The sequence below is a fragment of the Bradyrhizobium sp. CCGUVB1N3 genome (assembly GCF_024199925.1).
Classification (GTDB): domain Bacteria; phylum Pseudomonadota; class Alphaproteobacteria; order Rhizobiales; family Xanthobacteraceae; genus Bradyrhizobium.
Genome location: NZ_JANADR010000001.1, coordinates 7,402,702 through 7,427,402, shown reverse-complemented (window position 1 = coordinate 7,427,402; position 24,701 = coordinate 7,402,702). Strand labels below are relative to the sequence as shown.

General features: G+C 58.2%; 15 protein-coding genes and 3 pseudogenes. 10 read left to right on the top strand and 8 right to left on the bottom strand.

Annotation, left to right across the window (positions count from 1 at the left end; all coding sequences use genetic code 11):
- Positions 1-1,461 precede the first annotated feature (1,461 nt).
- Positions 1,462-3,423 (top strand): glycoside hydrolase family 127 protein, encoded by a 1,962-nt coding sequence (locus tag NLM33_RS35410; protein WP_254103118.1) that lies wholly within the window; start codon positions 1,462-1,464, stop codon positions 3,421-3,423.
- A 469-nt stretch (positions 3,424-3,892) separates the two neighbouring features.
- Here NLM33_RS35410 and NLM33_RS35405 read toward each other — a convergent pair whose 3' ends face one another.
- A complete protein-coding gene (locus NLM33_RS35405; RefSeq protein ID WP_254103117.1) occupies positions 3,893-5,134 on the bottom strand; it encodes an O-antigen ligase in 1,242 nt (413 codons plus the stop codon).
- A gap of 1,385 nt (positions 5,135-6,519) precedes the next feature.
- Here NLM33_RS35405 and rfbB point away from each other — a divergent pair.
- The 7 genes from rfbB to NLM33_RS35370 all read left to right on the top strand — a co-directional run bounded on the left by rfbB (position 6,520) and on the right by NLM33_RS35370 (position 14,438).
- A complete protein-coding gene (gene rfbB, locus NLM33_RS35400; RefSeq protein WP_254103116.1) occupies positions 6,520-7,563 on the top strand; it encodes a dTDP-glucose 4,6-dehydratase in 1,044 nt (347 codons plus the stop codon).
- A 7-nt stretch (positions 7,564-7,570) separates the two neighbouring features.
- Positions 7,571-8,464, top strand: a complete 894-nt coding sequence (gene rfbD / locus NLM33_RS35395; RefSeq protein ID WP_254103115.1) for a dTDP-4-dehydrorhamnose reductase — start codon at positions 7,571-7,573, stop codon at positions 8,462-8,464.
- On the top strand, positions 8,461-9,333 hold the full coding sequence (gene rfbA / locus NLM33_RS35390) for a glucose-1-phosphate thymidylyltransferase RfbA (RefSeq protein ID WP_254103114.1): 873 nt from the start codon (positions 8,461-8,463) through the stop codon (positions 9,331-9,333). The genes rfbD and rfbA overlap by 4 nt, the downstream gene beginning before the upstream one ends.
- Positions 9,334-9,372: 39 nt before the next feature.
- On the top strand, positions 9,373-11,331 hold the full coding sequence (locus NLM33_RS35385) for a glycosyltransferase (RefSeq protein ID WP_254103113.1): 1,959 nt from the start codon (positions 9,373-9,375) through the stop codon (positions 11,329-11,331).
- A 157-nt stretch (positions 11,332-11,488) separates the two neighbouring features.
- Entirely contained in the window at positions 11,489-12,253 is a 765-nt protein-coding gene (locus tag NLM33_RS35380; RefSeq protein WP_254103112.1) for an ABC transporter permease, read from the top strand.
- Between the two features lie 2 nt (positions 12,254-12,255).
- Positions 12,256-13,038, top strand: a complete 783-nt coding sequence (locus NLM33_RS35375; RefSeq protein WP_254103111.1) for an ABC transporter ATP-binding protein — start codon at positions 12,256-12,258, stop codon at positions 13,036-13,038.
- A gap of 392 nt (positions 13,039-13,430) precedes the next feature.
- A complete protein-coding gene (locus NLM33_RS35370; RefSeq protein WP_254103110.1) occupies positions 13,431-14,438 on the top strand; it encodes a glycosyltransferase family A protein in 1,008 nt (335 codons plus the stop codon).
- A 651-nt stretch (positions 14,439-15,089) separates the two neighbouring features.
- Here NLM33_RS35370 and rfbC read toward each other — a convergent pair.
- The 7 genes and pseudogenes from rfbC to NLM33_RS35335 form a co-directional block, all read right to left on the bottom strand.
- Positions 15,090-15,662: a dTDP-4-dehydrorhamnose 3,5-epimerase gene (gene rfbC / locus NLM33_RS35365; protein ID WP_254103109.1), complete on the bottom strand. Its 573-nt coding sequence runs from the start codon at positions 15,660-15,662 to the stop codon at positions 15,090-15,092.
- Between the two features lie 179 nt (positions 15,663-15,841).
- Entirely contained in the window at positions 15,842-16,813 is a 972-nt protein-coding gene (locus tag NLM33_RS35360) for a glycosyltransferase family 2 protein (protein WP_254103108.1), read from the bottom strand.
- A gap of 45 nt (positions 16,814-16,858) precedes the next feature.
- Positions 16,859-17,446: a LuxR C-terminal-related transcriptional regulator gene (locus tag NLM33_RS35355; protein ID WP_254103107.1), complete on the bottom strand. Its 588-nt coding sequence runs from the start codon at positions 17,444-17,446 to the stop codon at positions 16,859-16,861.
- A gap of 473 nt (positions 17,447-17,919) precedes the next feature.
- Positions 17,920-18,975 carry a toprim domain-containing protein gene (locus NLM33_RS35350; protein ID WP_254103106.1) on the bottom strand — a complete coding sequence of 352 codons (1,056 nt, stop codon included), beginning with the start codon at positions 18,973-18,975 and terminating at the stop codon, positions 17,920-17,922.
- A gap of 248 nt (positions 18,976-19,223) precedes the next feature.
- A pseudogene (locus NLM33_RS35345) lies at positions 19,224-20,198 on the bottom strand (strawberry notch-like NTP hydrolase domain-containing protein); the annotation flags it as partial.
- A gap of 314 nt (positions 20,199-20,512) precedes the next feature.
- Positions 20,513-20,765: pseudogene (locus NLM33_RS35340) on the bottom strand (DNA-binding protein); the annotation flags it as partial.
- Between the two features lie 214 nt (positions 20,766-20,979).
- A pseudogene (locus NLM33_RS35335) lies at positions 20,980-21,621 on the bottom strand (DUF932 domain-containing protein); the annotation flags it as partial.
- A 177-nt stretch (positions 21,622-21,798) separates the two neighbouring features.
- Here NLM33_RS35335 and NLM33_RS35330 point away from each other — a divergent pair.
- Positions 21,799-22,941 (top strand): tyrosine-type recombinase/integrase, encoded by a 1,143-nt coding sequence (locus NLM33_RS35330; RefSeq protein WP_254103105.1) that lies wholly within the window; start codon positions 21,799-21,801, stop codon positions 22,939-22,941.
- Positions 22,934-24,700 (top strand): site-specific integrase, encoded by a 1,767-nt coding sequence (locus NLM33_RS35325; RefSeq protein WP_254103104.1) that lies wholly within the window; start codon positions 22,934-22,936, stop codon positions 24,698-24,700. Before NLM33_RS35330 ends, NLM33_RS35325 begins: the two co-directional genes overlap by 8 nt.
- Position 24,701 lies beyond the last annotated feature (1 nt).

Below are 24,701 nucleotides of genomic sequence, written 5' to 3'. Positions count from 1 at the left end.
CGCGGGAAACACTTTTTAACGTGGGCGACCAGGAAGTCGCCATCGGCTCCAGCGATCGTATGGCCCTGCTCCTTGAGATGCATTCCCAAGCGGCAAAGAGCCATAGCGTAACCCTCGCTTGTTCTTGGCTTCAGATTCCGGCAAGTAGCATCAGCCCGGACCGCCTCGTCGATGAGCCTCGCATCTTCCACAGAGATTTCGTTACGTGGACGTTTCCTATTTGGAGCACCGGGATCGCGATACGCCCGAAGGGCGTTTAGCGCGAGAACCATTTGCGGGTCACGCGGGAAAGCCTTTTCGGCGTGAGCGACTAAAAAACCGTGCTCGACTCCAAGAATCGTTTGGCCCTGTTCCCCGAGATGATTCCCCAATCTACGAAGTGCTCGAGCATAATTAGTAACGGTCCCCGGTCGCAGCCCCAGGCGCGCAAACTCCTGTGCCGCGCCCTCGATGTAGCGACGATCTTTGTCAGATAGATGCGGCCAATATCGGTCTTGAGGGGAAGCCCCTCCAGAAACGAGAGCGTCGGCTCGGAGCGTCCCGTGCAAGTGCTGCTCGAAGCTTTCGGGCCTGTCCCGTTCCACCTCTTGCTCTTGAAACATGGCATCCCACGCTTGCCAAGAATCTGGATGGACGAAATTAACTGGGGGCACACTAACATTCCTGTCCGAAGTCAATCCGAATCACGGTGCCTACATGGACTAGCTGTCGAGAGGCTGACGAGCCTTTCGGCCGGTGAGTGACGCGGTCGCCACACTTCTCATGCGCACCCCGTCGTCGACTCCGCGAAGCGGCTGCAACGCGCCCGGAGTATGAGCCGAAGTGGGCTACAAGGAAGATTGGGTCAGTGGACGCACGTGCACTGGCACACCACAGGGCGGCGTCCTGGCTCCCTGAACGCAAAAGACAACTCTTTGATCGCGTCATCACCGGCTGGTAGGCGCCCAACGGCTGAGGGCGGCGTGACGCTTGCTCGCGAAAAAATCGGCATGGCCGAGGCGGCCTTGGCGCTGTCACGCGAAGGAGATCGCAAGGCGCTACGGTCTGTTGATACAGCCTCTGGGCCGAGCGTGGGGCGCAGAATCCGCGTTGAACCCGCACCAGGTCGAGGGCATGTTAGTTTCGGACGAACGATCTGCGCCCGTTCCCGGCACAGAAATTGCTGTCTTGATAGCGTGCTGGTCAGCGTGATGTAGGAAGATCGACAATGTCGTTCGCGTCGAGCGTCATAGAACGTCCCATTCTATTTGAAGAGGGTGCGTTCACTCAGATGACATGCCCGACGGGACGCTTCAATTTCTCGTCACGCCGGAATTTGGACGACGCGGAAGGCGCGTGAGCTGACCACAGCATGCAGAACGTGCTGGGGCCGCCAATTCGCACCCGGCAATCATGGCGATGAGATCTGGCGTGGGCTTTCGTGAGCTATGCGCCCGTGCACCCGACACGAAGGAGAGCGAGATGGATGGTCCGATGGTTACGGAAGTAAATCTCCATGACTTACGGATCACCGATCCGCTCATTGGAAAATACCAGCAATTGGTGAGGGAGGTGACGATTCCTCATCAGTGGGAGGCGCTGAACGATCGTATTGCCGAAGTCCCACCGAGCCATGCGATTGAAAACTTCCGGATCGCCGCCAACCGAGCAAAGGGCGAGTTCTACGGCACGGTTTTTCAGGACAGTGACGTGGCGAAATGGCTGGAAGCGGTCGCCTGGTCCCTGTGCCAAACACCCAATCCAGAACTGGAGAAAACCGCCGATGACCTGATTGACCTGATTGCGGCCGCCCAGTGCGGCGATGGTTATCTCAACACTTATTTCACGGTAAAAGCGCCGGGGGAGCGCTGGAGCAATCTCAGTGAATGCCACGAGCTTTACTGCGCCGGCCACTTGATCGAAGCGGGTATCGCTTTCTTTCGTGCGACTGGCAAACGGCGCCTGCTGGACGTCGCTTGCAGGCTGGCTGACCACATCGCTGTGGTTTTTGGCCCGGAGCGCTATCAGTTACTACAGGGCTATGATGCCCATCCAGAAATCGAACTTGCATTGACGCGCCTCTACGAAGTGACGCAGGAGCGCCGATATCTCACACTCGCGAATTATTTCGTCGAGCAACGCGGCACCGAGCCGCACTTCTATGACATAGAATATGAGAAGCGTTCCGGTCACCGGAAATCACTTGCAACGCCTTGGGTGGTCAAAGATAAAGCCTATAGTCAGGCGCACCTGCCGGTCTCGGAGCAGCGGACTGCAACAGGTCACGCGGTTCGGTTTGTGTACCTCATGACTGGGGTTGCCCATCTGGCACGTTTGAACCAGAACGAGCAGCTACGCCAAGCTTGCCGCCGGCTATGGCAAAACATGGTGCAGCGGCAGATCTATATTACCGGCGGTATCGGCTCGCAAAGCACAGGCGAAGCATTCAGCAGCGACTACGATCTGCCGAACGATACCATGTATTCGGAAAGCTGCGCCTCGATTGGTCTGATGATGTTCGCCCGCCGGATGCTGGAGATGGAGGCGGACGGTCGCTATGCCGATGTGATGGAGCGTGCGCTCTATAACACCGTTCTGGGCAGCATTGCGTTGGATGGACGTCATTTCTTCTATGTCAATCCGCTTGAAGTTCACCCCAAATCGCTGCGGTCCAATCGCATCTACAGTCATGTCACGCCGGTACGCCAGCCCTGGTTCGGGTGCGCCTGCTGTCCGCCGAACATCGCGCGCCTTTTCACATCAATTGGTCACTACATCTATACGCCACGCTCCGACGCGCTCTATGTCAATCTTTACATTGGCAATAGCTTGGCGCTACCAGTCGGAGAGCATACGCTGCGCCTGCGCATCAGCGGGAACTATCCCTGGGAGGACCAGGTGGAGATCGCCGTGGAATCCGAGCAGCCCATCACCCATACCCTCGCCCTGCGCCTGCCGGACTGGTGCGGCGCGCCAGAGGCCAGGCTGAACGGCGAACCGGTCAATTGCGAGTCGCGCAAAGGGTATTTGCACATTCAGCGCACGTGGCGGCCAGGCGATCGCGTCGAATTGCTGCTGCCCATGAAAGCGCGCCGCGTGTACGGTCATCCGCAACTTCGCCATTTGGCCGGCAAAGTGGCTATTCAGCGTGGTCCTCTGGTTTACTGTCTGGAAGAAGCCGACAATGGGCCGGAGCTACACAATATTTGGCTGGATGCAGACAGCCGGTTTTCGCTTGTTGAAGGCAAGGGCCTCTTTGCCCGCAAGATTTTGCTGCAGGCCGAGGGGTTCCGTTTGCAGCATATGCTCTCTGAGGAAGCACCGCTTTATCACTACGACGAGGTGCCTGGACAGCGGCAACCGCAGCGGTTGACATTCATTCCGTGGTTCAGCTGGGCCAACCGTGGCGAAGGCGAAATGCGAATCTGGATCAATGAGTGGTAACCGGGGCCCAGAGCGGTAGCTGCAAGAGCGGTAGCTGTTTGAAGCACACTTGGCCGAGGGGGAGAGCATTGGTTGAGAGCCGGCATGGGCTGGTCCGTCGCATGCAAGGCAGCAGACCTTCAAGAGCGACGGCTAGGCCGATGTCTCAACTCGAGTTTCGGCCTTTTAGCGTTTCCAATTCCGTCGACCTCCAAGACGGCGTTGGAAGCGGTCAGCCTTTGAGAAGCTGACGGGCGTCAGCATGGCCAATCGAAGGATCGCATTCAGCGCGCCTTGATTGCAGCTGGGCATACGGAGCGCGCGACATCCTGCAGAGTAAACTGGAGGTGCAGGGCTTAAGCACACTTGACCGATGGCCATCTTGAAGAGCGTTCCGCCAGAGCATTCTTGAAATGAACAGGTAGCACGCCGGAGCGTCCCAGAAATCGTAAAGATACTTGGACGTGACGCGGATGCGGATAGATTTTGCCTACTCGACATTGCGCGAACCTAGCGCGATGGCGGAATCCAAAGGGGCCGGCTTACGACTCTCAATCCGCAACAATTCTCCGCCCGCAATCCCGACCACCAATACGTAAAGCCAGCCTTCGTACGCGTCCATCAGGTGCGAATTGAAAATCGAGCTTGCGATATTCTGCACTGTCGCAAGCATTCCGATCCAGGCGACCAGGGCCGTGCTGCAGAACAGCCGTAGGTGCGCTATCCACATTGCCCAGACGAGGAGGATTCCAACGCTGCCCCATTGCACCGCGGCAGCCAGCGTCTGATTGTGAGGATTGCTCACAACCAGGGCCGATATTCCAGTTCGCCCAATCGATTCTTGCTCGAAAAGGCGTCGGATCGAACCAGTCCCATGACCCAGGACCGGAACTCTTTCAATGAACTGAAACGACTTGCGCCAAAATTCGAGCCTTTCAGCTGCCGAAGGCTCTTTCTCTCCGAACTCGGCATCTGGCTGGAATGCAGCCACCTCTATAAAAATGGCAGAGACTTTTCGTTGGAGATTGGGAGATGTCTGCCACAATGCCCCGCATAAGATGCAGACTCCGATAAACCCCACCGACGCAGTTTTTCGGCTTGAGTAACGTATTGTCAGGAGGACCAGCAGTATCGGCAAATAGAAGAACGCCGTTCGGGCAACGTTGATGAAGGCAAGGTTGGCAAAGAATAGGAGACTGACCGCACCCAGAGCCGCAACCCGATAATGCTTCTGCTGAGACGCAGCCTCGAATGCCAGGCCTGCCAACGCCACCGCAACAAGCGAAAACCCTTGGCTTTGGTCAATGTAATTTCTCACGGGAACGCCGTGGCCACCCACTCTTTGAACAATCGCCAATTCCGGCACTGCCGATGCAACGAAGGAGTAGACCAGCAGAACCATGTTCGAGCCTACGAAGGTTGCGAACATCCATTTGGCGCGCGGACTGGATTGGAAATGGAACAACAGGAGCGGGAGCAACAGTAGCTTGGTCATTTTTCCCAAAGCACTGAGCCGCTCCGGCCAAGGCACTCCGCTTGCCCAGGTTACCCCTATCGCCGCTAGCAATACGAGCGCGAGCGGCAGCGCGCCGGCGGGATGACTGATAGTTGCGAGCATCCGCTCGGTGCGGACCGTTGTCAAAATGCCAAAGATGAGTACGATTCCAAGTATGCTGGTTAGGCTCGTCGACCAGGGTAGTCCGGCCACAAGCGCAAGTACGACGATGTCCACATTCCGCAACCTCAGGCTGTCCGCACGGCCGACCTCTGGGCCGCTCCACGTTGTGCAGGCGAGCGATGCCTCGGTCACAAATCGCCGAGAACAAAGTAGAACAGCTGACATTATCTGCATGTAGAGTACCCGTGCCCCATTGCGGCCGACTGCGGTCGCGCTGAGGCTTATGAAGCGGATCGATCGCCATGTCGCAATTGGTTCGACCCTGTTTCCCTGGAAGGAAGCGCGAAACAGGCGGTTTCAATTTCTGTCACCGCCAAATTCCGGCTAGCTGTTGCACGATTTCCCAAGCAGGAAACTCAGAAAAGCAGGAAACTCAGAAAGGAAAGGCTCTTTCTGTGTCGATGAGGTGCGGAAGATGATCCAGTGAGATTTCGTGAGGGCAAATCCACGAGCTGACGGCCTTCCTTGTCTTTGCCAGCCCTGCTGTCGAGCCCGCGATGTCAAGCAAACGTGAGGCCCTTTTCCAAGAGCGCGCAGGTGGCGTCATTCTCAGGTCATGGACGTCGGCGCTTCCAGCTGCCCGCTCCTGCCAATCGCTCAACGGGATTGCCCTCGATCGGCGCAGCGAGGCCACACGCTGGTCTAGGACTCCCAGCTCGGCACATAGCAGTGGAATAAACGCCCCGCGCGTCCCATTTGGGATGGCATCCACCTGCCGCGGTTCCTCTCGCGAGGGGCGTAAGCTCAACCAGTTCACAAATATAATCCGTTGAACATCAGTCACCCTGTGAAGCCCAGGGCACGTCGTGCCTCGGCCCCCCTCGCGCAACAATCAGGGCGCCTTCAATGAGCAAGCGCCTTTTGCATTGAGCGGTCCTATTTCGAGTCCATTTCGGGCGAACGCGCGCTGCGGTGATGTTGGCCAGCCCACCATTGCTAGCGTACCGGCAAGAACCGCTGTTCCACGTGATTCACGGCAGAGGAGCAACCGAGATGATAGCCAAGAGCACGAAAGGCGCACGCGGCTCGCCTTAAGCCGTTCATGATCGTGGCGCGTTTGAGACACACCTACATAGCGTAGACCTTGGGCCGCGCAGACTTCACGCTTCACCTCGGCTGACGAACTGTTTCCGATAGGCCGAGTAGCCGATCCTGGGCGAACGCTGTGTCGTGACAATAACAAACCCGCCTATCTCAAATGGGACTGGCGCTCCCTCAAAGCTTCCCGCATGGGTACGGACATCGATACCGACGGCCGGGATATGCAAGCTAACCGACGAACTCATCACTTCGGTGCGATCGCGCCGTTGCTCGAGATGATCCCGCTTTCGAGGTCGATTGCAGGATGCCGCGGAGCGGTTCCCGGTGTCAAAGGACAATGGCAGACAAGACGGGCTGGCATGATCCCGCCTTTCAGCTGCCGAAGCTTGAGCAATTGAATGCGCATTCTCGTATCGGGTGGCGCCGGCTTTATCGGGTCGGCGGTTTGCCGTCATTTCGTTTTAGAGCTCGGCTACGAAGTGGTCGTGGTGGACAAACTCACCTATGCGGGGAACTTGGCGTCATTGGCACCGATTGCCAACAATCCGCGCTATCATTTTGAGCAGCGGGACATCTGTGACGAGGAGGCCGTCGACGCTCTGTTTGCGAAATATCGCCCCGACGGCGTGGTTCACTTGGCCGCTGAGAGCCACGTTGATCGATCGATTTCAGGGTCTGATGTCTTCGTGCAGACCAATGTGATCGGGACCTTCGCCTTGCTCGAAGCTGCCCGGCGACACGTCTTATCTCAAGAAGTGCCAGACTTTCGCTTTGTCCACGTCTCGACTGATGAAGTCTATGGTTCGCTCGGAGAGCACGGACTATTCACTGAAGCTGCGCCATACGATCCAAGCTCTCCTTACTCTGCGACCAAGGCCGCATCAGATCATCTCGCGAAGGCCTGGTATCGAACGTACGGCTTGCCGGTGATCGTTTCGAATTGCTCGAACAACTACGGCCCTTATCACTTCCCGGAAAAGCTCATCCCGTTGATGATCCTCAATGCCTTGGATCGCCAGCCGCTTCCCGTATACGGGACTGGCTCGAATGTTCGCGATTGGCTCCACGTTGAAGACCATGCGCGCGCGCTTGGCCTTATTTTGAAGGGCGGACGACCGGGCGAGACGTACAATATCGGCGGAAGAAATGAACGCCAGAACATCGATGTGGTGCGCCAGGTTTGCTCGTGGATGGACCTCCTGCGTCCAACTGATCGGTCACATCACGAGCTCATCCAATTCGTGCCGGACCGGCCGGGTCACGACCGCCGCTATGCTATCGACGCCTCGAAACTCGAAAATGAGTTGGGTTGGCGGGCCCAAGAAACGTTTGAGAGCGGACTGGCGAAGACGGTCCGTTGGTACCTGTCAAACCAACATTGGTGGCAGCCTCTAAGAGAGAAGACATATGCCGGTGAACGCCTCGGTCTTGTAAGAGAATGAGGACATCGTGCGCCTCTACGTGATCGGGACGAAGGGACAAGTATCGAGGTCCCTCAGAGAGTTGGCTGCGTTCGTGAGCGACTTGGTGATTGGTTTTGCGAGCCGGCCCGAGCTCGATCTCGCGCGGCCCCAATCCGTGGCCAGAGCAATTACGTCGTTCAGGCCGGATATCGTGATCAATCCAGCTGCCTACACAGCTGTTGATCGGGCGGAGACGGAACCCGATCAAGCCTATGCCATAAACCGCGACGCGGCCGGCGAAGTCGCGAAAGCGGCAAACGCGATTGGTGCGACTATCATTCATCTCTCCACTGATTACGTTTTCGACGGCAAAAAGCCGGGCCCTTACGTAGAGACGGACCAACCCAATCCGCAAGGCGCTTATGGACGCTCCAAACTGGAGGGCGAACTTGCTGTCGCCGCCGCCAATCCTCGCCACGTGATCTTGCGGACATCTTGGATTTATGCGCCGTTCGGGCACAATTTCCTTCGCACGATGCTGAAGGTCGGCGCGGAACGAGAGTGCGTTCGCGTGGTGGACGATCAACGGGGCTGCCCGACCTATGCGCCCGACATCGCCGCCTCGATCGTCTCAATCGCCAGAAGGTTGAGACATTGGCAGCAGCAATATAGCGGGGTTACCCACCTCGCCGGGTTAGAAGCTATGACGTGGCATCAATTTGCCGGTCTGATTTTTAGCGAAAGCGCGAAACGAGCGGGTCCCTCGGCCGCAGTCGAACCCATTTCGTCCGCTGAATATCCGACTGCGGCCTTACGGCCAGCCAATTCACAGCTGTCCACAGAACGATTGCGCTCACTTTTCGAGATCAGCTTGCCACCGACACCATCATCCATCTCGGCCTGCTTGGATCGCATTTCGCATGAGGAGAAAGGACTATGAAGGGAATCATCCTTGCCGGTGGGAACGGTACTCGCCTTTATCCAATGACGGCAGTGACATCCAAGCAGCTTCTGCCGGTCTACGACAAGCCAATGATCTACTACCCCCTTACAACCCTGATGCTCGCAGGTATTCGAGACATTTTAATTATAGCGACGCCCCACGATCTGCCGTTGTTCCAGTCCCTTCTTGGAGATGGCACTCAATGGGGGATGTCACTGTCATACAAGGCGCAGCCAAAGCCTGAGGGGTTGGCGCAAGCCTTTATTATTGGTGCGACGTTTGTCGAAGGGCACAATTCAGCGCTTATCCTAGGCGACAATATCTTCTTTGGGCACGGTCTTCCTGCGCTGCTTGCGAACGCACGTGCACGCACAATCGGCGCCACCGTGTTCGCCTATCAGGTCTCGGATCCGGAGCGTTACGGCGTCATCACTTTTGATGAGAGCGGCAAGGCCAGTTCCCTTGAGGAGAAGCCAAGACAACCAAAGTCCAACTTTGCCGTGACAGGACTTTATTTTTACGACCCGCAGGTTGTCCATCTGGCAGCCGGCATACGGGCGTCGGCTCGGGGCGAGCTCGAGATCACCGATCTGAATAGGGCTTACCTCGATCGGGAGCAGCTTACTGTCGAGCACATGAGTCGCGGCTTCACCTGGCTTGACGCCGGAACGCCCGACAGCCTGCTCACCGCGGCGGAGTTTGTTTCCGTGCTCGAGCGACGTCAGGGATTCAGAATTGCGTGCCCAGAGGAGATCGCCTTCGGACAGGGATTCATTGATCGCGACCAACTGATCCGGCTTGCCGGAACGTTAGGAAAAGGTGACTACGCGCGATACATCGTTGGCGTTGCCGATGGCCATAGCTGACATTGGAACATTGGGTCAGCATAGAGAGACTGCAAGAAAGTGTTCCACAAACTCGCTTCAAATGAGCACCTCGACTATTTGAGGTCGCGCGCGCAGCGCTTGCCGAACTGGATGCGCTCGCCGCTCAAACGTCTATTCAAGACTACGAACCAACAGCAAACGCGACAATACCAGAAGTGGGTTCAACAATATGACACGCTAACCCCGTCAGATGTTGACGCAATCCGTCGCCATGTAGAGCTCTTACGACACAAGCCGCTATTGTCCGTCGTTATGCCGGTTTATAACCCACCGACCTGGGCTCTCCGTGCGGCAATTGAAAGCGTTCGCGAGCAATTGTACCCTAACTGGGAGCTGTGCATTGCCGACGATGCATCGCCAGATCGGCATGTACGAGCCTTGTTGGAAGAGTCGACGAGAGATCCTCGAATCAAGCTGGTCAGGCGAGCCGTTAACGGCAACATCTCGGCCGCCTCCAATTCTGCGCTATCGCTCGTTCAAGGCGAGTTTGTCGCCTTGATGGATCACGACGACGTCCTGGCTTCCCACGCCCTCTATGAAGTTGTCGTGGCGCTCAATGACCGCTCCGATCTCGACATCATATACAGCGATGAAGATCAGATCGATCGGCGAGGTCGCCGTCAAACACCCTATTTTAAGACGGACTGGAACAAAGAACTGTTCTTGGGCCACAACCTCATTAGTCATTTGGGAGTCTATCGGCGCTCTCTCCTGGAGAGTGTTGGCGGATTTCGATTGGGCTTTGAAGGTAGTCAGGACTACGATCTCGCACTGCGATGTGTTGAATCCAGCTCCCCTGATCGAATTCACCACATTCCAACTGTGCTTTATCACTGGCGTCGCGATTTTGGAGCGAGGTCGTTCTCCGAAGCAACACCCGCGCGGTGCGCTCAAGCGGCTCGACGGGCCATCGACGAGCACCTGCAGAGAGGTCGTGAGAACGCCGTCGCGGAATCACACCCCGTTTTGCCGCGTTGGGTGCGTGTTCGCCGAAAGCCTCCAACAACTGCGCCGACCGTCACACTCATCGTCCCAATGCTCGTCGGAACAGGCTTGCCTGCCGCTCGCGCAAGAGATGTCCTTGAGCAGACCGACTATCCCAACGTCGAGCTTCTTGTGGTCGAACACGAAAGCCGATCCACGGAACGCCAATCGCTGCTTCAAAAGCTCAGCGGCGATCCCCACGTTCGTACCCTCACCTACAGGGGGGCGTTCAACTATTCTGCAATGGTCAATATGGCGGCCCGTCAGGCAAACGGAGCAATACTCGGTTTGTTGAGTGATGATATCGAGGTCATCAATCCGGGTTGGCTTTCCGAAATGGTCTCATGGGCCGTTCGAGACGATGTGGGTGCAGTTGGGGCCAAGCTGGTCCATTCGGATGGTCGTGTTCGACATGGCGGGTTGGCGCTCGCCTTGCCCGGTATTGCCAATCCGTTCAATGATCGATTGCGCCGAAATGCGGCCGGGTATTTCGGTCGGAACGCGCTGGTTTCCGAAGTCTCCGCCGTAGCTGGAGCCTGTCTTCTTGTACGAAGATCGGTGTACGAACAGGTCGGCGGACTGGATGACATCAACCTGCCCGTTACGTTCAATGACGTTGACCTCTGTCTGAAGGTCAGACGCTGCGGGTACCGGAACATCTGGACCCCGCATGCGGAGCTCTATCATCATCAATCCGGGCGCGAAAACTCCGACGCGCACATAGACAATTCGAAAGATGTGCGAGCCGAGGCCGCCCATATGCTCAAAACATGGAGCTTGGAGCTGTCGCGCGATCCCTTTCACAACGACAATCTCGTCAATGACGCGACAACATCCTTTGAACTCGCGTTTCCTCCGCGACGCCGGAAGCCGTGGCAAGATCAACTAGCGGCGCGTGATCATTCGGTGATTGGGCAGCCCTTCAGCAAAGAGACCCCAGTTCAAGCGCGCATCGCATCCGGATCCACCGCCGCGGACCGACTGCATGATTGATGCAACCGGCTTCAGACCTCAAGTCTTTGCAAACTTGAGACAAACTCAGCACGCCGCGAAGTAACCGAGCAAGCCGATGCATCCATTGTCTGTTGATCGAAGTCAGCACGTCCGCCTCCCGGCAACGACTACCGCGCGAGGCTTCAAGAGTGCCCGCTTGGATTTCCTGGATGGTCTGACCCATTGGAGGCTCTGGGGGTCCTTGGGCTGGAACGAGATCGTCCAGCGGTATCGGCGCTCCGTTCTGGGCCCGTTTTGGTTGACCGCCAGCATGGGCGTCATGGTCATCGCTTTGGGCGTGGTATATGCGGAGCTCTTTCAGCAGGAAGTCGACCGATTTATTCCGTTTTTCTGTTCCGGCATGTTGGTCTGGACGTTGATGGCGAGTTATTTGACTGAGAGCGGGACGCTGTTCACCGGCTCTGAGTGCTACATCAAGCAAATTAGCCTGCCTTTCTCGGTCTATGTTTTTCGTTTCAACTGGACCAAGCTGATCATTTTTGCACACAATTTCATCGTATATTTGGGCGTTGTTATTTATTTCGGAATTTGGCCCGGATCGGTTGCGCTTTTAGCGATCGTTGGCCTCTTGGCCATTGTCGTGAATGGGATCTTTGCAAGCCTGACAATTGGAATGGTCTCCGCGAGATTTCGCGACATTCCGCAAGTCATCAATTCGCTCGTCCAAATTCTGTTCTTTCTCACACCGATCTTTTGGCGGCCGGACGCACTGAGGGGACACGCCTTTATCACCCGATTCAATCCGTTCTTTCATCTGCTGCAGGTGGCGCGCGCGCCGCTCCTGGGAGAGATGCCTTCAACGGAAAACTACTGTGCAGTCGTATTGATCACCATCCTCAACATCAGCGTATCAGTCTATCTGCTTTCGCGCTTCCGCGGCCGAATCGCGTATTGGATTTAAAGATGGTTACATCAGCCTCTGACCGGACGCCTCTGCTTGCGTTTGACGATGTAAGCGTTTCCTTTCCGATCTACCAAACAGGTTCGCGCTCACTCAAGAAGCATCTGTTGTTTCGTGGCACAGGCGGCCAGCTTGCAACAGATGCCAGCCATCGGATCGTCGTTGAGGCGCTCAGAAACGTGTCTTTCCAGTTGACCGCCGGTGATCGCATCGCTCTCATCGGAACTAACGGGGCCGGTAAGACAACCTTGCTTCGAGCAATGGCCGGAGTCTACCAACCGACAAGCGGGAACGTGACGTCCCGTGGCCGAATTTCACCTCTGTTTGATATCGCCTTGGGAATCGATGCTGACTTGAGCGGATATGACAATATCCGGCTGCGGGGCATGCTGCTTGGGCTAAGCTCGAGCCAGATAGAATCGCACATGGCGGACATTGGCGATTTTACCGGGCTCGGTGACTATCTGAGCATCCCGGTACGCACCTATTCATCGGGTATGATGACGCGATTGACGTTCGCCGTGGCAACCTGTTTCTCGCCGGAAATCCTATTGATGGATGAGTGGATCATGGCTGGCGATGCAGCTTTTCTTGCCAAAGCGCAGCACCGTGTAGCTTCCTTCGTCGAACGAGCCAGCATCCTGGTGCTTGCTTCTCATAGCTTCGAAATTTGTCGGCAGTGGTGCACGAAAGCCATTTGGATGGAGCGCGGTCAAATCCAGATGTTTGGTGAAATTGAGGCTGTCCTACAAGCATACGCGGAGATCTGTGCCCGTGGTACTTGATACTTGCTAGCGTCTGTTCGGGACGCGCTCTTCCCTCGCCCCGCGTGGGCCGGATTGTCGACGCAGATGCGTTGGGGATGAGGCGCCAGCTGCGCGAGCGCGACGACATCCGACACCGGATCGTTTTGATGCACGTCAGCGATCAGCACATCGCCGTAGGAGAGATCGACAATGCGCGGCGCAGGATGCACCAGCGCCCAGATGGCGCGGTCGGGGTGGTCTGCTTGCGTATGTCGGACGACTACGTGTCTTGGTCGTTGAGGGAGCGCCGATCTGTATCGGCGATACAACTTCCGCACAGCGCTGTCGCCAACTTGTTCGGCACCCGGATTGCGATAGATTCAAGGTTAGATTAGATCCCCTTCACTGCAGGTTGACAACTAGGAGTTCCCATGGGCGCGTCCGATGATCTCTCGATCGTGGCTATTATTCCGATGTACAATGGCGCCACGTTCATCAAAGAATCTGTCGCGAGCGTGCTGGCTCAGACCCTTCCCCCAAGCGAGGTTCTGGTTGTGGACGACGGCTCAACCGATAATGGAGCGGCCATCGTCGCGAGCCTGGCGATGGTACATCCGAAGATCAGGCTGCTTCGCAAGCCGAACGGCGGTCAATCGTCTGCTCGAAATTTCGGCGTCTCCCACTCCAAAAGTCGTCTGATTGCCCTGCTTGATCAGGATGATGTCTGGCATCCTCATCACCTCGAGAGGCTGTCCAAGCCATTCCAAAAGAAGCGCGGAATTCCGCTTGGCTGGGTCTACAGCAACCTTGATGAAATCGATGAAAGCGGCGGAATGGTCACAAAGCGCTATTTGGATGGGGTGCCCGCTCAACACCCGAAACAAAGCATTATCGACTGTCTGGCCAGGGACATGTTCATCCTGCCATCAGCCTCACTCATCTCGCGCCGAGCATTCGAGGCCGTCGGTGGATTCGACGAAAGGCTATCCGGTTATGAGGACGATGACCTGTTTCTACGGCTGTTTCGCGCCGGATACGATCACGTCTATCTTGACGAACCTCTTTCGAAATGGCGTATCTATCCAGGCTCGACATCGTATAGCCCGCGCATGGCGAAGTCCCGTATGATCTACGCATACAAGCTTGCGACGACCTTTCCCGACAATCCTCGTCAGAATCGGTATTTCGTCCGTGACCTGATCGCGCCGCGGTTCTACGCAAACCTGCACGGCGAATACGTAACGGCTGTTCGCCGCGGTGACCGCGAGGCAATCAACCGTGTCCTTACCGACATCGGAGCGATCCTGCCGCACTTGAGGAAGCGACATGCTTTGATGTTTCGTTCGATGGGCACTTTGCTGCGCGATCCGATAATCGGCTATGTAGGTGTCGGTATCAGGCACTGTCTGACAGGACTGATCCGGGCTCGTGCGTCGTGAAGGCAGGCGCGGTGATCCACGAAGCAGCGAAGACAGTCTCTGAGCAGATCGCAACGGTTGATGATCTCATGAAACGGGGGGCACTCTATTGCGCGGGTCCCACACATCTGAACGAGCAGGGCAAATAACCGCGTCACTCCATCCAAGACATGAGCAATTTTTGGTCGCTCTCGGGGATAGGCCTTCTGCTGCAAGGTTCAGCAATCATCTTTGGCTGGACTATAAGGAATGGCCTCAGCCGTAACGCCGAAAGTCGCTGCCCTGACGGTCGACAGCCTGTCGCCCGCTGGGCGCTGCCAAACCCGCCAAACTGTATGCATCCTGGTCGGTTAGAACTAACATGTATCGGCGGTTGCCCCGCGCAACACGCCGGTTCCTGGAAGATGCCGCGACCGGGCTCAATTGGTCGCGTCGATGTACCGATAGATCGTAGCGGCTACGTGCTCGGGGACCGGTCACGGTAGGCTCGGAAGTCAAGCGGTCAGGCTGAGAGGTGCTCTCTTCGCTAGGATTTGAGATGACGCTCACGCCACGAGCATACATGCGCCATGCTAGGGGGTGATCGACGGCCAATCAACACCAGACCAGGCACTGTGCTGTCGCTGCAGGTACCTGGCTGGTTGTTCCAAAGCGAAGGCTGGTGGGCTGATGTCAAACCCGCGCTTCGGAGCTTACATTTGTCAAGTCCCTAAGGCGCGGATACCGGCTGTCCTTGTCCGAAAGAACTGCACGCGCACGGCGTAGCGGCCACTCGATCCCGAGGTCGGGATCGCTCCAAAGAATGCCCCTATCGCAGTCTGGAGCGTAATAATCGGTGACCTTGTAAAGGACCTCCGTATTCTCTTCGAGCGTCATGAAGCCATGCGCGAAGCCTGCAGGTACCAGAAGTTGGCTCCCTGTCTCGGCCGAAATCATAGCATTCACGTGCTGACCATAGGTAGGTGAGTTGTCGCGTATATCGACGGCAACATCAAAGATGGCGCCGCGTACCACACGCACAAGCTTTGCTTGCGCACGCGGTGGGATCTGAAAATGTAGCCCTCGCACGGTGCCTGTCGCAGCCGAGAACGAGTGGTTATCCTGCACGAAATCAAGATCAAGACCACCTTCCCGCAAGGCGCGCTTATTCCAGGTCTCAGAAAAGAAGCCTCGATGATCGCCGAATTTCGGTGACCGGATGAGCTTCACCTCCGCGATGGCAAGAGACTGGATCTCGACCGTCATGTGACTTCCTTTCGATGGTATTGAATACGACCGCAGTCTTCACCATGGAGCGTGTGAGCGCTACGATTAGCAAACGAAGGCGAGTAGGCAGGCCGATCAGATACGAGGGAGGCGGCTTCGAGGTGATGGCCGAACAACATTTGGCTGCAAGCGCCTAAGCTCACGTCGGAAGCAGATCATCAAATCTTGTTCGCGATCACAGCCGCCAGCATTGCGAGATTTGCGAGCGGCGTCTGCCGGTAAACTCCGGACCGCCACAAGTTCCACAAACGTCGCGGGAGGCTTTCCGCTAGGCGCATCTCAACGAATCTCTCGAGAACACCCATGTTCTCCTCTGTCATGCGGTGTGATAGGTGGTGCGTCAGTGCCCTGACATTGAGGGAATTCCAGCCTCGCCACTGACCCGCAAGGATCTTCTTCGCGCGATGAACGGCGGCTTGAAAGCCCAGATTTGACCCAACCAAGTTGTCCCGATGCTGACGATATCTCACCGAAGGGGTCTGATCATAGAAGATCATCCCGCCTGCTGCAGAGACCGTAAGATAAGTCATCCAGTCATGGGCGACAACGATCTCATCGGGCACATGCCGGAGCAGATCGCCGGCAAGCGGATTGAACACCATAGTGTTTCCCCCGCCGACACTTTGGACGAGCGCGTTTCGAAAGCTCGGAGGACGTTTAAATGCGGTCGAGTATCCAAGATGGCGCCCTGCTTCATCAATCAGTTCAGTTCGCGAACAGTAGAGTGCGGGCTGGTCGCGCGGCACAGTGCGCAGCATGTTGATCGCCCGGCCGAGCTTTTCGGCATACCAAATGTCATCCTGATCGCTGAAGGCGAAATAATCCGCCTCAATTTTGCCATCGCGCAACAGACTTAAGAAGTTGGCCGCAGCTCCTGTGCGAGGGCCACAGCGCAGGGTCACCTCCTGCGGCACGCCGCCCGCGAAGTCCTGAATGATATCGCGGGTTCTATCGCTGGATCCGTCATCCGAGACATGGACGGACCAGTTTAGGTGGGTCTGCTCCGCATATGATTGGAGTTGTTCACACAGGAAACGTGCGCCATTCCTAACAGCGAGCAGGATAGCTACGTGTGGGCTGTACGTGTTGCGATCGCTTGCAACAACGAAATCCGGTCGGCTATTTCTCATAAAGGCGGCCCAAGATGCAAGCTGCTCACACCATTATTCGCAGCACTATCGAAGGCGGGACAACAGCGAGATCAACTCGCCCTGTCGCTTGGTCGCGGTCCGCACAAAAACGGCTTTGAGGTGATTGCGAGCTGTTCCCGCGGAAATGTTCATTTCGCGGGCGATTTCCTTGAGCGATTTTCCCATGACGAGGAGTCGTGCAAGATGCGCTTGAACGCGAGTCAAGCCGAATATCTCCATAAGAGAAATTTGAGAAATGACAGGCGTCTCATTCAGGTCCGTCAGGAGAAGAAGAGCGCCGGTGTCACAAGTCGAGCTTTTGCAGGTCCAGTCTTGCCAGACGGCTTCGATAATGATCGGTCGACGATCCGAACGATGGATTACGACTTGCGAAGCGAAAATCTCTTGCGAGCAGGACGCCAAACGGACCCGATTCAGCAACTCCTCCAATTTCATGCGCGATTGGTAATCGGTGACGTAAAGACGTCGCCCCCGCACGAAGAGCTCGCCGTCAAACAGCTTTGAAGCCTTGGCGCTCACAGCCAGCACCGAGCCGTTGCGATCCATCCAAATGGCCGGACAGTTGATAACGTCGAGCACGCTGATGATGCTCGAATACTCCTCCGCGTTCATGGAGGACTGATGGAACGCGGCTCTTCCTGCGCACAAATCAAGCATTTCAACTCTACGCGTCGTTGGTCATGAGCAAGTCTCCAAGCGTGCCTACAACCTGACGTAAGGTGCGGTTCAAGTGATTTCCGACAATTGGCGGATCCCTGTCCGATCTGCCGCCCAGCGAGAATAAAGCTTCCCATTCCGGAACAACGACGCGAGTTCCACTATTCCCTACCCGTTCCGATGTACGCCTCGCCAACTCCGAGAGAATTTGCAGCAGCTGAGGCAAGGTCACTTCAAGAATGAGTGCTGGACCTTGGTTGTGCAACAGAACCGACTTACTCCCGCGCGTGCCGCTTTATCAGCCTTGGACTAATCCACGATGCGAACGGGCTTTGGGCTGCGGCGCAGAGATCACCTTTTTGAAGCCGGCGCGGCTCTGTCGGGGATGGGCCTTACCAGATCGGTCAGGACGGCAGAACAAACATCTGTTACCTGGCCGTTCCCCGGCGCATGAAGCGAACGACATCCTGCGGCGCGAGTTGGATGCGCAGTGACGCTCGCAGCGCGCCGAGGCCGAACGTTCGCAGGTCCTCGTTGAAGTCTGAAAGTCGCGGCGATAAGGCAATCGCCTCAACACCGGCCTGCATGGCGCGCTCCGTCAGGGCCGCTACCGCGAGATCGCCTGCGGCATCGGCATCGCGTGCAATGTAGAGGCGACGTAGCGCCAGCGGAAGCTGCAGGGCGGCAAGATGGTTTGCAGAAAGCGCAGCAGCCATTGGCATCGTCGGAGCCGCGCAGCGGAGCGAGAGCATCGTCTCGATCCCCTCTCCCGCCGTAAGCACCTCATCGGCGGCACCGAATCGGACCGCGTTACCGAGCAGATCCCCCATGGCACGTCGGGGCGTGTCGATTGGCGCTTTTCCGAGGCGCACGCGATCGAAGCCGTGAGGATCAAGCCAGGTGCGATGCACGCCAGTCATCCGACCATTTAGATCCGTAACGCGAGCGATCAATGCCGGCCAGATCTCTGTTTCGGTATCCTCATCGGATCGGTAGTAACAGTGCGGGTGGAAGCGCAGCTCACTATCGATGCAGAAAGGGGCAATGCCCCGGCCACGCAAATAGGTCTCGGCGAGAGTTCCGGCTGCCAGCTGCGACATGGCGAAGAGGCGCACGGCCGCCTCGGGCGAAACCGCCAGTGCTTTATTGTGCGCAACCTTCGAGGATGGCGCTGGGGCCGAACGAGGCAAGTTGAGAAAACGCCGTGCCTCCCCGGCAACCTCACGGAAATCAACAAGCCCGCAGCTTTCGCGGATGATATCGAGCAGGTCGCCATGCTCACCGGTTGCAGCGTCGGTCCATTTGCCGGCGGGCCCCCTGGGGGAGGCTATCAGTCGCACGAACATCGAGCGTCCCGGCGTGTTGCGGGCATCACCAACCATCCAGTAGCGGCCTTGGCGCCGGCCGTTGGAGAGATAATAGCGGCACACCGCCTCGGCCTCACGCGCGAGACGATGTGCCAGTTCGGAAAGCGGGCGTCCCATCACGCGGCCTCGCGTTCAGCGACCCGCCCAAGCGGATTGCGCTCCCGCATCTGGGCGCGGATCCCAGGTCGGATCGCATCTGCCGGGACGAACCTGCGCAGCTTCCAGGAGATGATCTCGCGGAAACGGCCGTAGGACTTGGGATGGTCCCCCATCGTGCCGTTGAACCCGGAGACTTCAGTGCGGTTTACACCCATCACTCGTACGCGGCGGAGCTGAAGATCTTCGGCGAGCTCGAAAACGGTCTTGGCGTAGCTCTCCTCGAAGACGATCATTCGGTCGAAGTCGGAGCCCAACCATTCAACGATCTGCGTTACACGCGAAAGCATTTCGTCGCGTTCGTCGGTGGGCAGCGTAGCGTAGGTGGTAAATCGGACGCCTTCCGAAAGCCGGATCGGGGTGTCCTGACGGAAACGCGACAGCGGTCTCACAAGCAGCCACGCCATGCCGGGCGCGGACCAGTCGCGCTGCGCATCTTCGATCAGCTCGGCAGGCTTGCTGATCCAGACCGCCCGGCGGCGGCCCTTGAGCCAATTGTCGAGCAGGATACCGGCGACCTGCGGCCCCTTGCCTGCGCCGAGCCGGGCGTCCGAGAGAACACCATCGGCCATAAGACTTGACGGCCGGTGCGGACGGTCGTTCGGCTTCGGTGACGCGGCGGACGCCACCGCGGCGGATTGCACGAGCTTGATCAGATGTGCGCACGATCCGGGAATGCGGATCGACTGCAATTTTTCGGCGAAGGTGGCGAGCAAACCGGTCGGCGCGGAGGGCTTCAAAATGCGGTCAGCCGGCGTAATGCCGGCTGCGGTGCATGCCGCAAGCCCGAGCGGGATCGGGGTCGAGAATAGCTGAAGCGCCTGACAGTCCTCGGAACGCCGCGTATGGATCTGCAGATAATTTGCGATTCTCGCGAGCAGGGGCAGCATCGCGACCGTCGAACCAGGCTTGGACCGCATGACCGGACCAAACTTGCGAACAAATAGAACGGTCGCCGCCTCGCAAGTGTCATAGGCGGTCTTCCAGTTCCAGGCGCCGTCCGCATCCGAGGCACCAAGGGCAGCCTTCATAGCGCTGCGCAGGACACCGACATCGATACGACGGTCGCGTTCGAGGTCCGTCAAGAGCTGCCGCGCAGCCCTGACGACGGCGGAGGTGATATTTGCAGCGGCACGCATCGATACCGGCACGGCGACAGCGCCGCCGGCGAGAGATTCGGTCATGGCAGGATTTCTTTCGGAGAGCAGAAACAGGTCGAGCCGGCTGGCGCTCTCTCTGGACCAGGCCGGCTCAAACCCGTCACGGCGGCCCTCTCAGCTCTTGTCACGCGGCCGCCCTCACGCCGGGCCACCAGGCGATACGGGCCTCGCGCATCGCGTTCGTAAGCTGCAACAACGGATCGCCCTGGCAGGGCCACGGCGCGCGGACGCACACGAGATCGTGCCTCTGCAGCTCATCGAGCACTGGAAACGCCGAGCTCGCGCGCGAACACGGCAAAGCGCGCTGCCGGACAGACTGCCGCGAGCCGGAGCTGCTATTTGACCATGTCGACGGAAACGAAGAAGCTAGCCGCGATGTCTCGCTCGGAACAGCCTTGTTCGCGCAACGTCTGGGGCGCACGAAACTGGCCCGATGGGATGAGGCGCGACGCGATGAACGATATCGGCGAGCTGAGCCTCTTCCGCGCTGATCTCTGTGATCGCATCACCGACGATGCAGGGGACCGACGCGGTCTTCGGAAGGCGCTTCTGCTTCACCAGGAGTCCAAGCGCGCGATAACGGCGGCCCCCGACATTCTGCAGCAGTATCTTGCGGTGCACTTTCTGTGCTGCACGCAACTGCGAGTTTGCCGACGGGCCTCCGCCGAAAGCCGTCGCGGGATTGTCCGCCCGCGACGGCGTCGCATTCCGGTCTTTTCGAGAGAAAGCACAACTAAAATCCGAGCATCGGAAAAGCGCGGACGCACCGAGCATTAAGATCCGAAAATGCCCGGCGTCGCGAAAATCACGCCACCCGGTCGAGCAACTTCTTGGCTTTGGCCTCCATGTCCAGGCGGGCATCCTGATGCGGCTTGTCGCGCGCGACGGCGGTGATGCCCTGCACAAAATCGAAGATGCTTTCAGGCGGACGGCCTTCCTCCGCCAGCACCGCGTCGATCACCTTGCCTGTCTCGGCCCTGGAGAAGCCGCGGCGGCGCAGAAACTCGGTGCGATCCTCGTCGCTGCGTGCCACGATCCGCTCGCGGGCGGTCTTAATGCCATTGACGAATGGCATGGGTGAGGAGTTGGCGAAGTTCAGCAGCGCCGGAGCGGCCTCGTGAGCAAAGCGGGAGGCTGCGTATTTGGAATGGCGGATGGTGATCTCCTCGAAGTCCTCCACGCCCCACAAATTACGATTTTGACAAACTGCACGGAGATAGAAGCTCGCCATGCCGAGCGTCTTCGCCCCGACTTCCGAGTTCCAGCAGTAGAAGCCGCGGAAATAGAGGTCAGGCGAGCCGTCCCGGAGACGACCAGCTTCGATCGGGTTGAGGTCATCGACGAGGAAAAGGAAGACGTCCCTGTCCGATCCATAGAGGGTGGTCGTGTCCTTGGAAATGTCGACACGGGGATTGTAGATCCCGGTTGACCAGTCGAGCACGCCCGGATAGATCGCGTCACCGAACTGTCCTGATAGTATTGTATCAGACAGTCGTGCAGACGCCCGAATCAAGCATCTCCAGGTAGCGTTGCGCCGGGAAAGCCGCGCAGGGCGGAGGCGTAGCCGAAGCCCGGAGCGGTTTTCCCGGCGCGGCGCCAATCCAAAGTCCGTTGGAGGCGCGATATGGCGATGATCGTGCGTGCTGCTCCTGGCTATCCACCAATCCCGCCCAATTTTCCCGTTCTCCTGTCCAATCAGATGCGGATCATCGAGCCTGCCTTCGCGTACATGATCGAGCAGGCTGAGTTACGGGCGCACTCGCCGGAGACGATCCGGACTTATGGCGAGCATCTTTACGACTGGTTCGACACGCTCGAGCAATCGGATCTGTCCTGGGACAAGGTCGATGAAGGTACCATTCTGGCGTACCGGAACAGGATGCTTGAGGGGCCGAGCCCATATACAGGAAGGCCTTTTGCCCGATCGACCATCAATGACAGGGTCCGGTCGGTCTGCCGCTTCTATGCCTGGGCGCATCGCCGCAAGATGATTGACGAGCTCCCGTTCAGCTATCGGGACGCACCGGCGGTCAGAACTGCGTCAAAGGGCTTCCTTGCACACGCAGCGGGCAAGCCCGCGCCGGGAAATATGCTGACGATCGCGGAATATGAAACGTTGCCTCGACCGCTGCGCGTCCGCGATCTTCACCGGTTGCTGGCAGCTCTCGACATGCCCTATCGGATGATTGCGGAATGGGCTGTGACCAGCGGCATGCGTCGAATGGAGCTGTGTGCGCTCACCGTGGATCAGGTGCCCCGCAGCGACAGGCTGCACAAGGAGGATCACCCGCTGGTGGGGATCCCACTCACCGTCACGAAGGGGAGCCGAAGGCGCACAATCTATCCACCGCTGAGACTCGTCGACCGCACCAACTGGTATATCGGAGAAGATCGCGCGGCGCTCATAGCGCGGTTGCGGCGGCGAGATTCAAGCTACGCGCCGCCGAATACGCTGTTCCTCAACAAGCGTGGCGCGCCAATCACCAAAGCCCGCCTGTCGGCCGCGTTCGCACGCGGCTTTGCCACAGCGGGGCTGGATGGCTCTGTCCACTGGCTCCGGCACGCCTTCGCAATGGTCATGCTGGTGCGGCTGCAAGCAGAAGCGCAACGCAATCCCGACATCAATCCACTCAAGGTCCTCCAGGTTCTGCTTGGGCATGCCTCGATCGAGACGACCGCAATTTATCTGCGCTGCGTCGAATTGCATGGAGAGGAGATCGGCGAAGCGATCGAATATCTCTACGGACGGGTGATCGACGATGCGTAGTGAGCGCCGTCGCATCGACCGTCGGCTATCGGATGAGGCCCAGCCAACGGTGGCGATCGAAAACGGGTCCATCGTACTGTTCCGAGACCCGTGGGGCGCGGCAGTGCAGCGGTTCGAGCTGGGGCAACTCAATCTCCCCGCCGAACTTGTTGCTCCCTATGCCGAGGCGTTCCGTGGGCATCATGCGGCGTCGTCACCTGCCACGCGTCACCAATGCTGGAACGCACTCAAGTTCTTTGCCCGCTTCCTGGCTGAAGGCGGCAGTGTTCGGGCTCCTTCCGATTTAACGACCGAATTGTTTGGCCGATACATATTGTGGCTGGACGCCTTGCCTTCACGAACCGGGAAACCCTGCGCTCTGGGCCTGCGTCACAATCGCTATCAGCCGGTCAAACTTCTGACCGAGTGGATAGCGAGGCGACGATCCGATCTGCTGCCGGTCCGGCCATCCTTCCCTTTTAACCCGTTCCCCGGACGGCATGCGTCGAAGGAAGGTCGCCGGCTGTCCGGCTCGCAGCTCAAGGCTATCTTGCGGGCCTGCTATGAAGAAATCGACGACGCGTGGGCGCTGTTCGAGGAAGGGCAGCGACTCCTAGCAGCCTCGGCAACAACTGGCGCTCCTGATGGACTTGAAGCGATGCTGCGAGAAATCCATCGCATCGGTCGTGGCGTGATGCCATCGCGTCGTACCTTGCCGGATTGGTTCGGTCGCAGGTTGCATCTTCATGGTGGGCACGACAGGTTCGAACGCCACCTTCATGCGACGCCCGACTGTCTGGCACCCTTCTTCATAGCCATTGCGATCCAGACGGCGGGAAACGCCGAGGCACTTCGGCTCATCGACCGCGATTGCATCGAGCCTCATCCCTTGATCGAACATCGGACGATGATCGACTGGCAGAAGGGCCGTGCCGGACACCTCGTTAAACGGGCGCAGCGCCGGTCCTTCGATCGCCGGCGGCGCTATGCGGTGCCCAACCTCATCGACAAACTGCTGAGAATGACCGCGCCGCTGGCGGCGCGCGCACCGGCGAGCGAAAGGGATCAGCTGTTCCTGATGCGCAGGCCAGGTCGGGACATCAGCGTCGTCCAGCGCACGACCCTTGAAGGCGCCATGGCTCGCTTTGTCGAGCGTGCAAACCGGCGTATCGATGCGTGGAACGCTGATCATCCCGATCAGCCGCGCGTGACACTGCCGAGCTTCCACACGAGGATGTTCCGGGGCAGCGTCGCCATCGAGCACTATCTGGCATCGGGCGGCGACGTGCGGGCAGCGCAGACCGTGCTCAATCATGGCAGTCCGGAACAGACGGATCGCTATATCAGGGGAGATCAAAGCCGAACGCTCGAGCACGAAACTATCTCCAGACTGCAAACGATGATGTTGTCCTGGATCCTCGGCACCCCTGGCGCGTCCGGAAAAAGTACTCCTGCATCGCCGGCGGCCGCGGAGGCATTTGGCCATCGCTGTTCCGATCCAACGGCTGGTGGGGAAAAGCTCTGCCCGCACTTCGGCGGATGCCTGTCTTGCCCCGGCTTGGTTGTACCGCTCGATGCCGCGCATCTCGCGCGCATCCTTCTGACGATAGAGCAACTGGAGAAGGCGCGCACGCGCCTCGACCCGCAACGGTGGGCGGTGATCTATAAGCCCAGCCACGATCTTTTGGTCGAGAATATCCTGCCCGACTTCCCTACCGAACTTCATGGTGACGCGCGCGCCCTGATGCCTTCGTTGCCCGCCTTGCTGGCGCTGGAGTGAA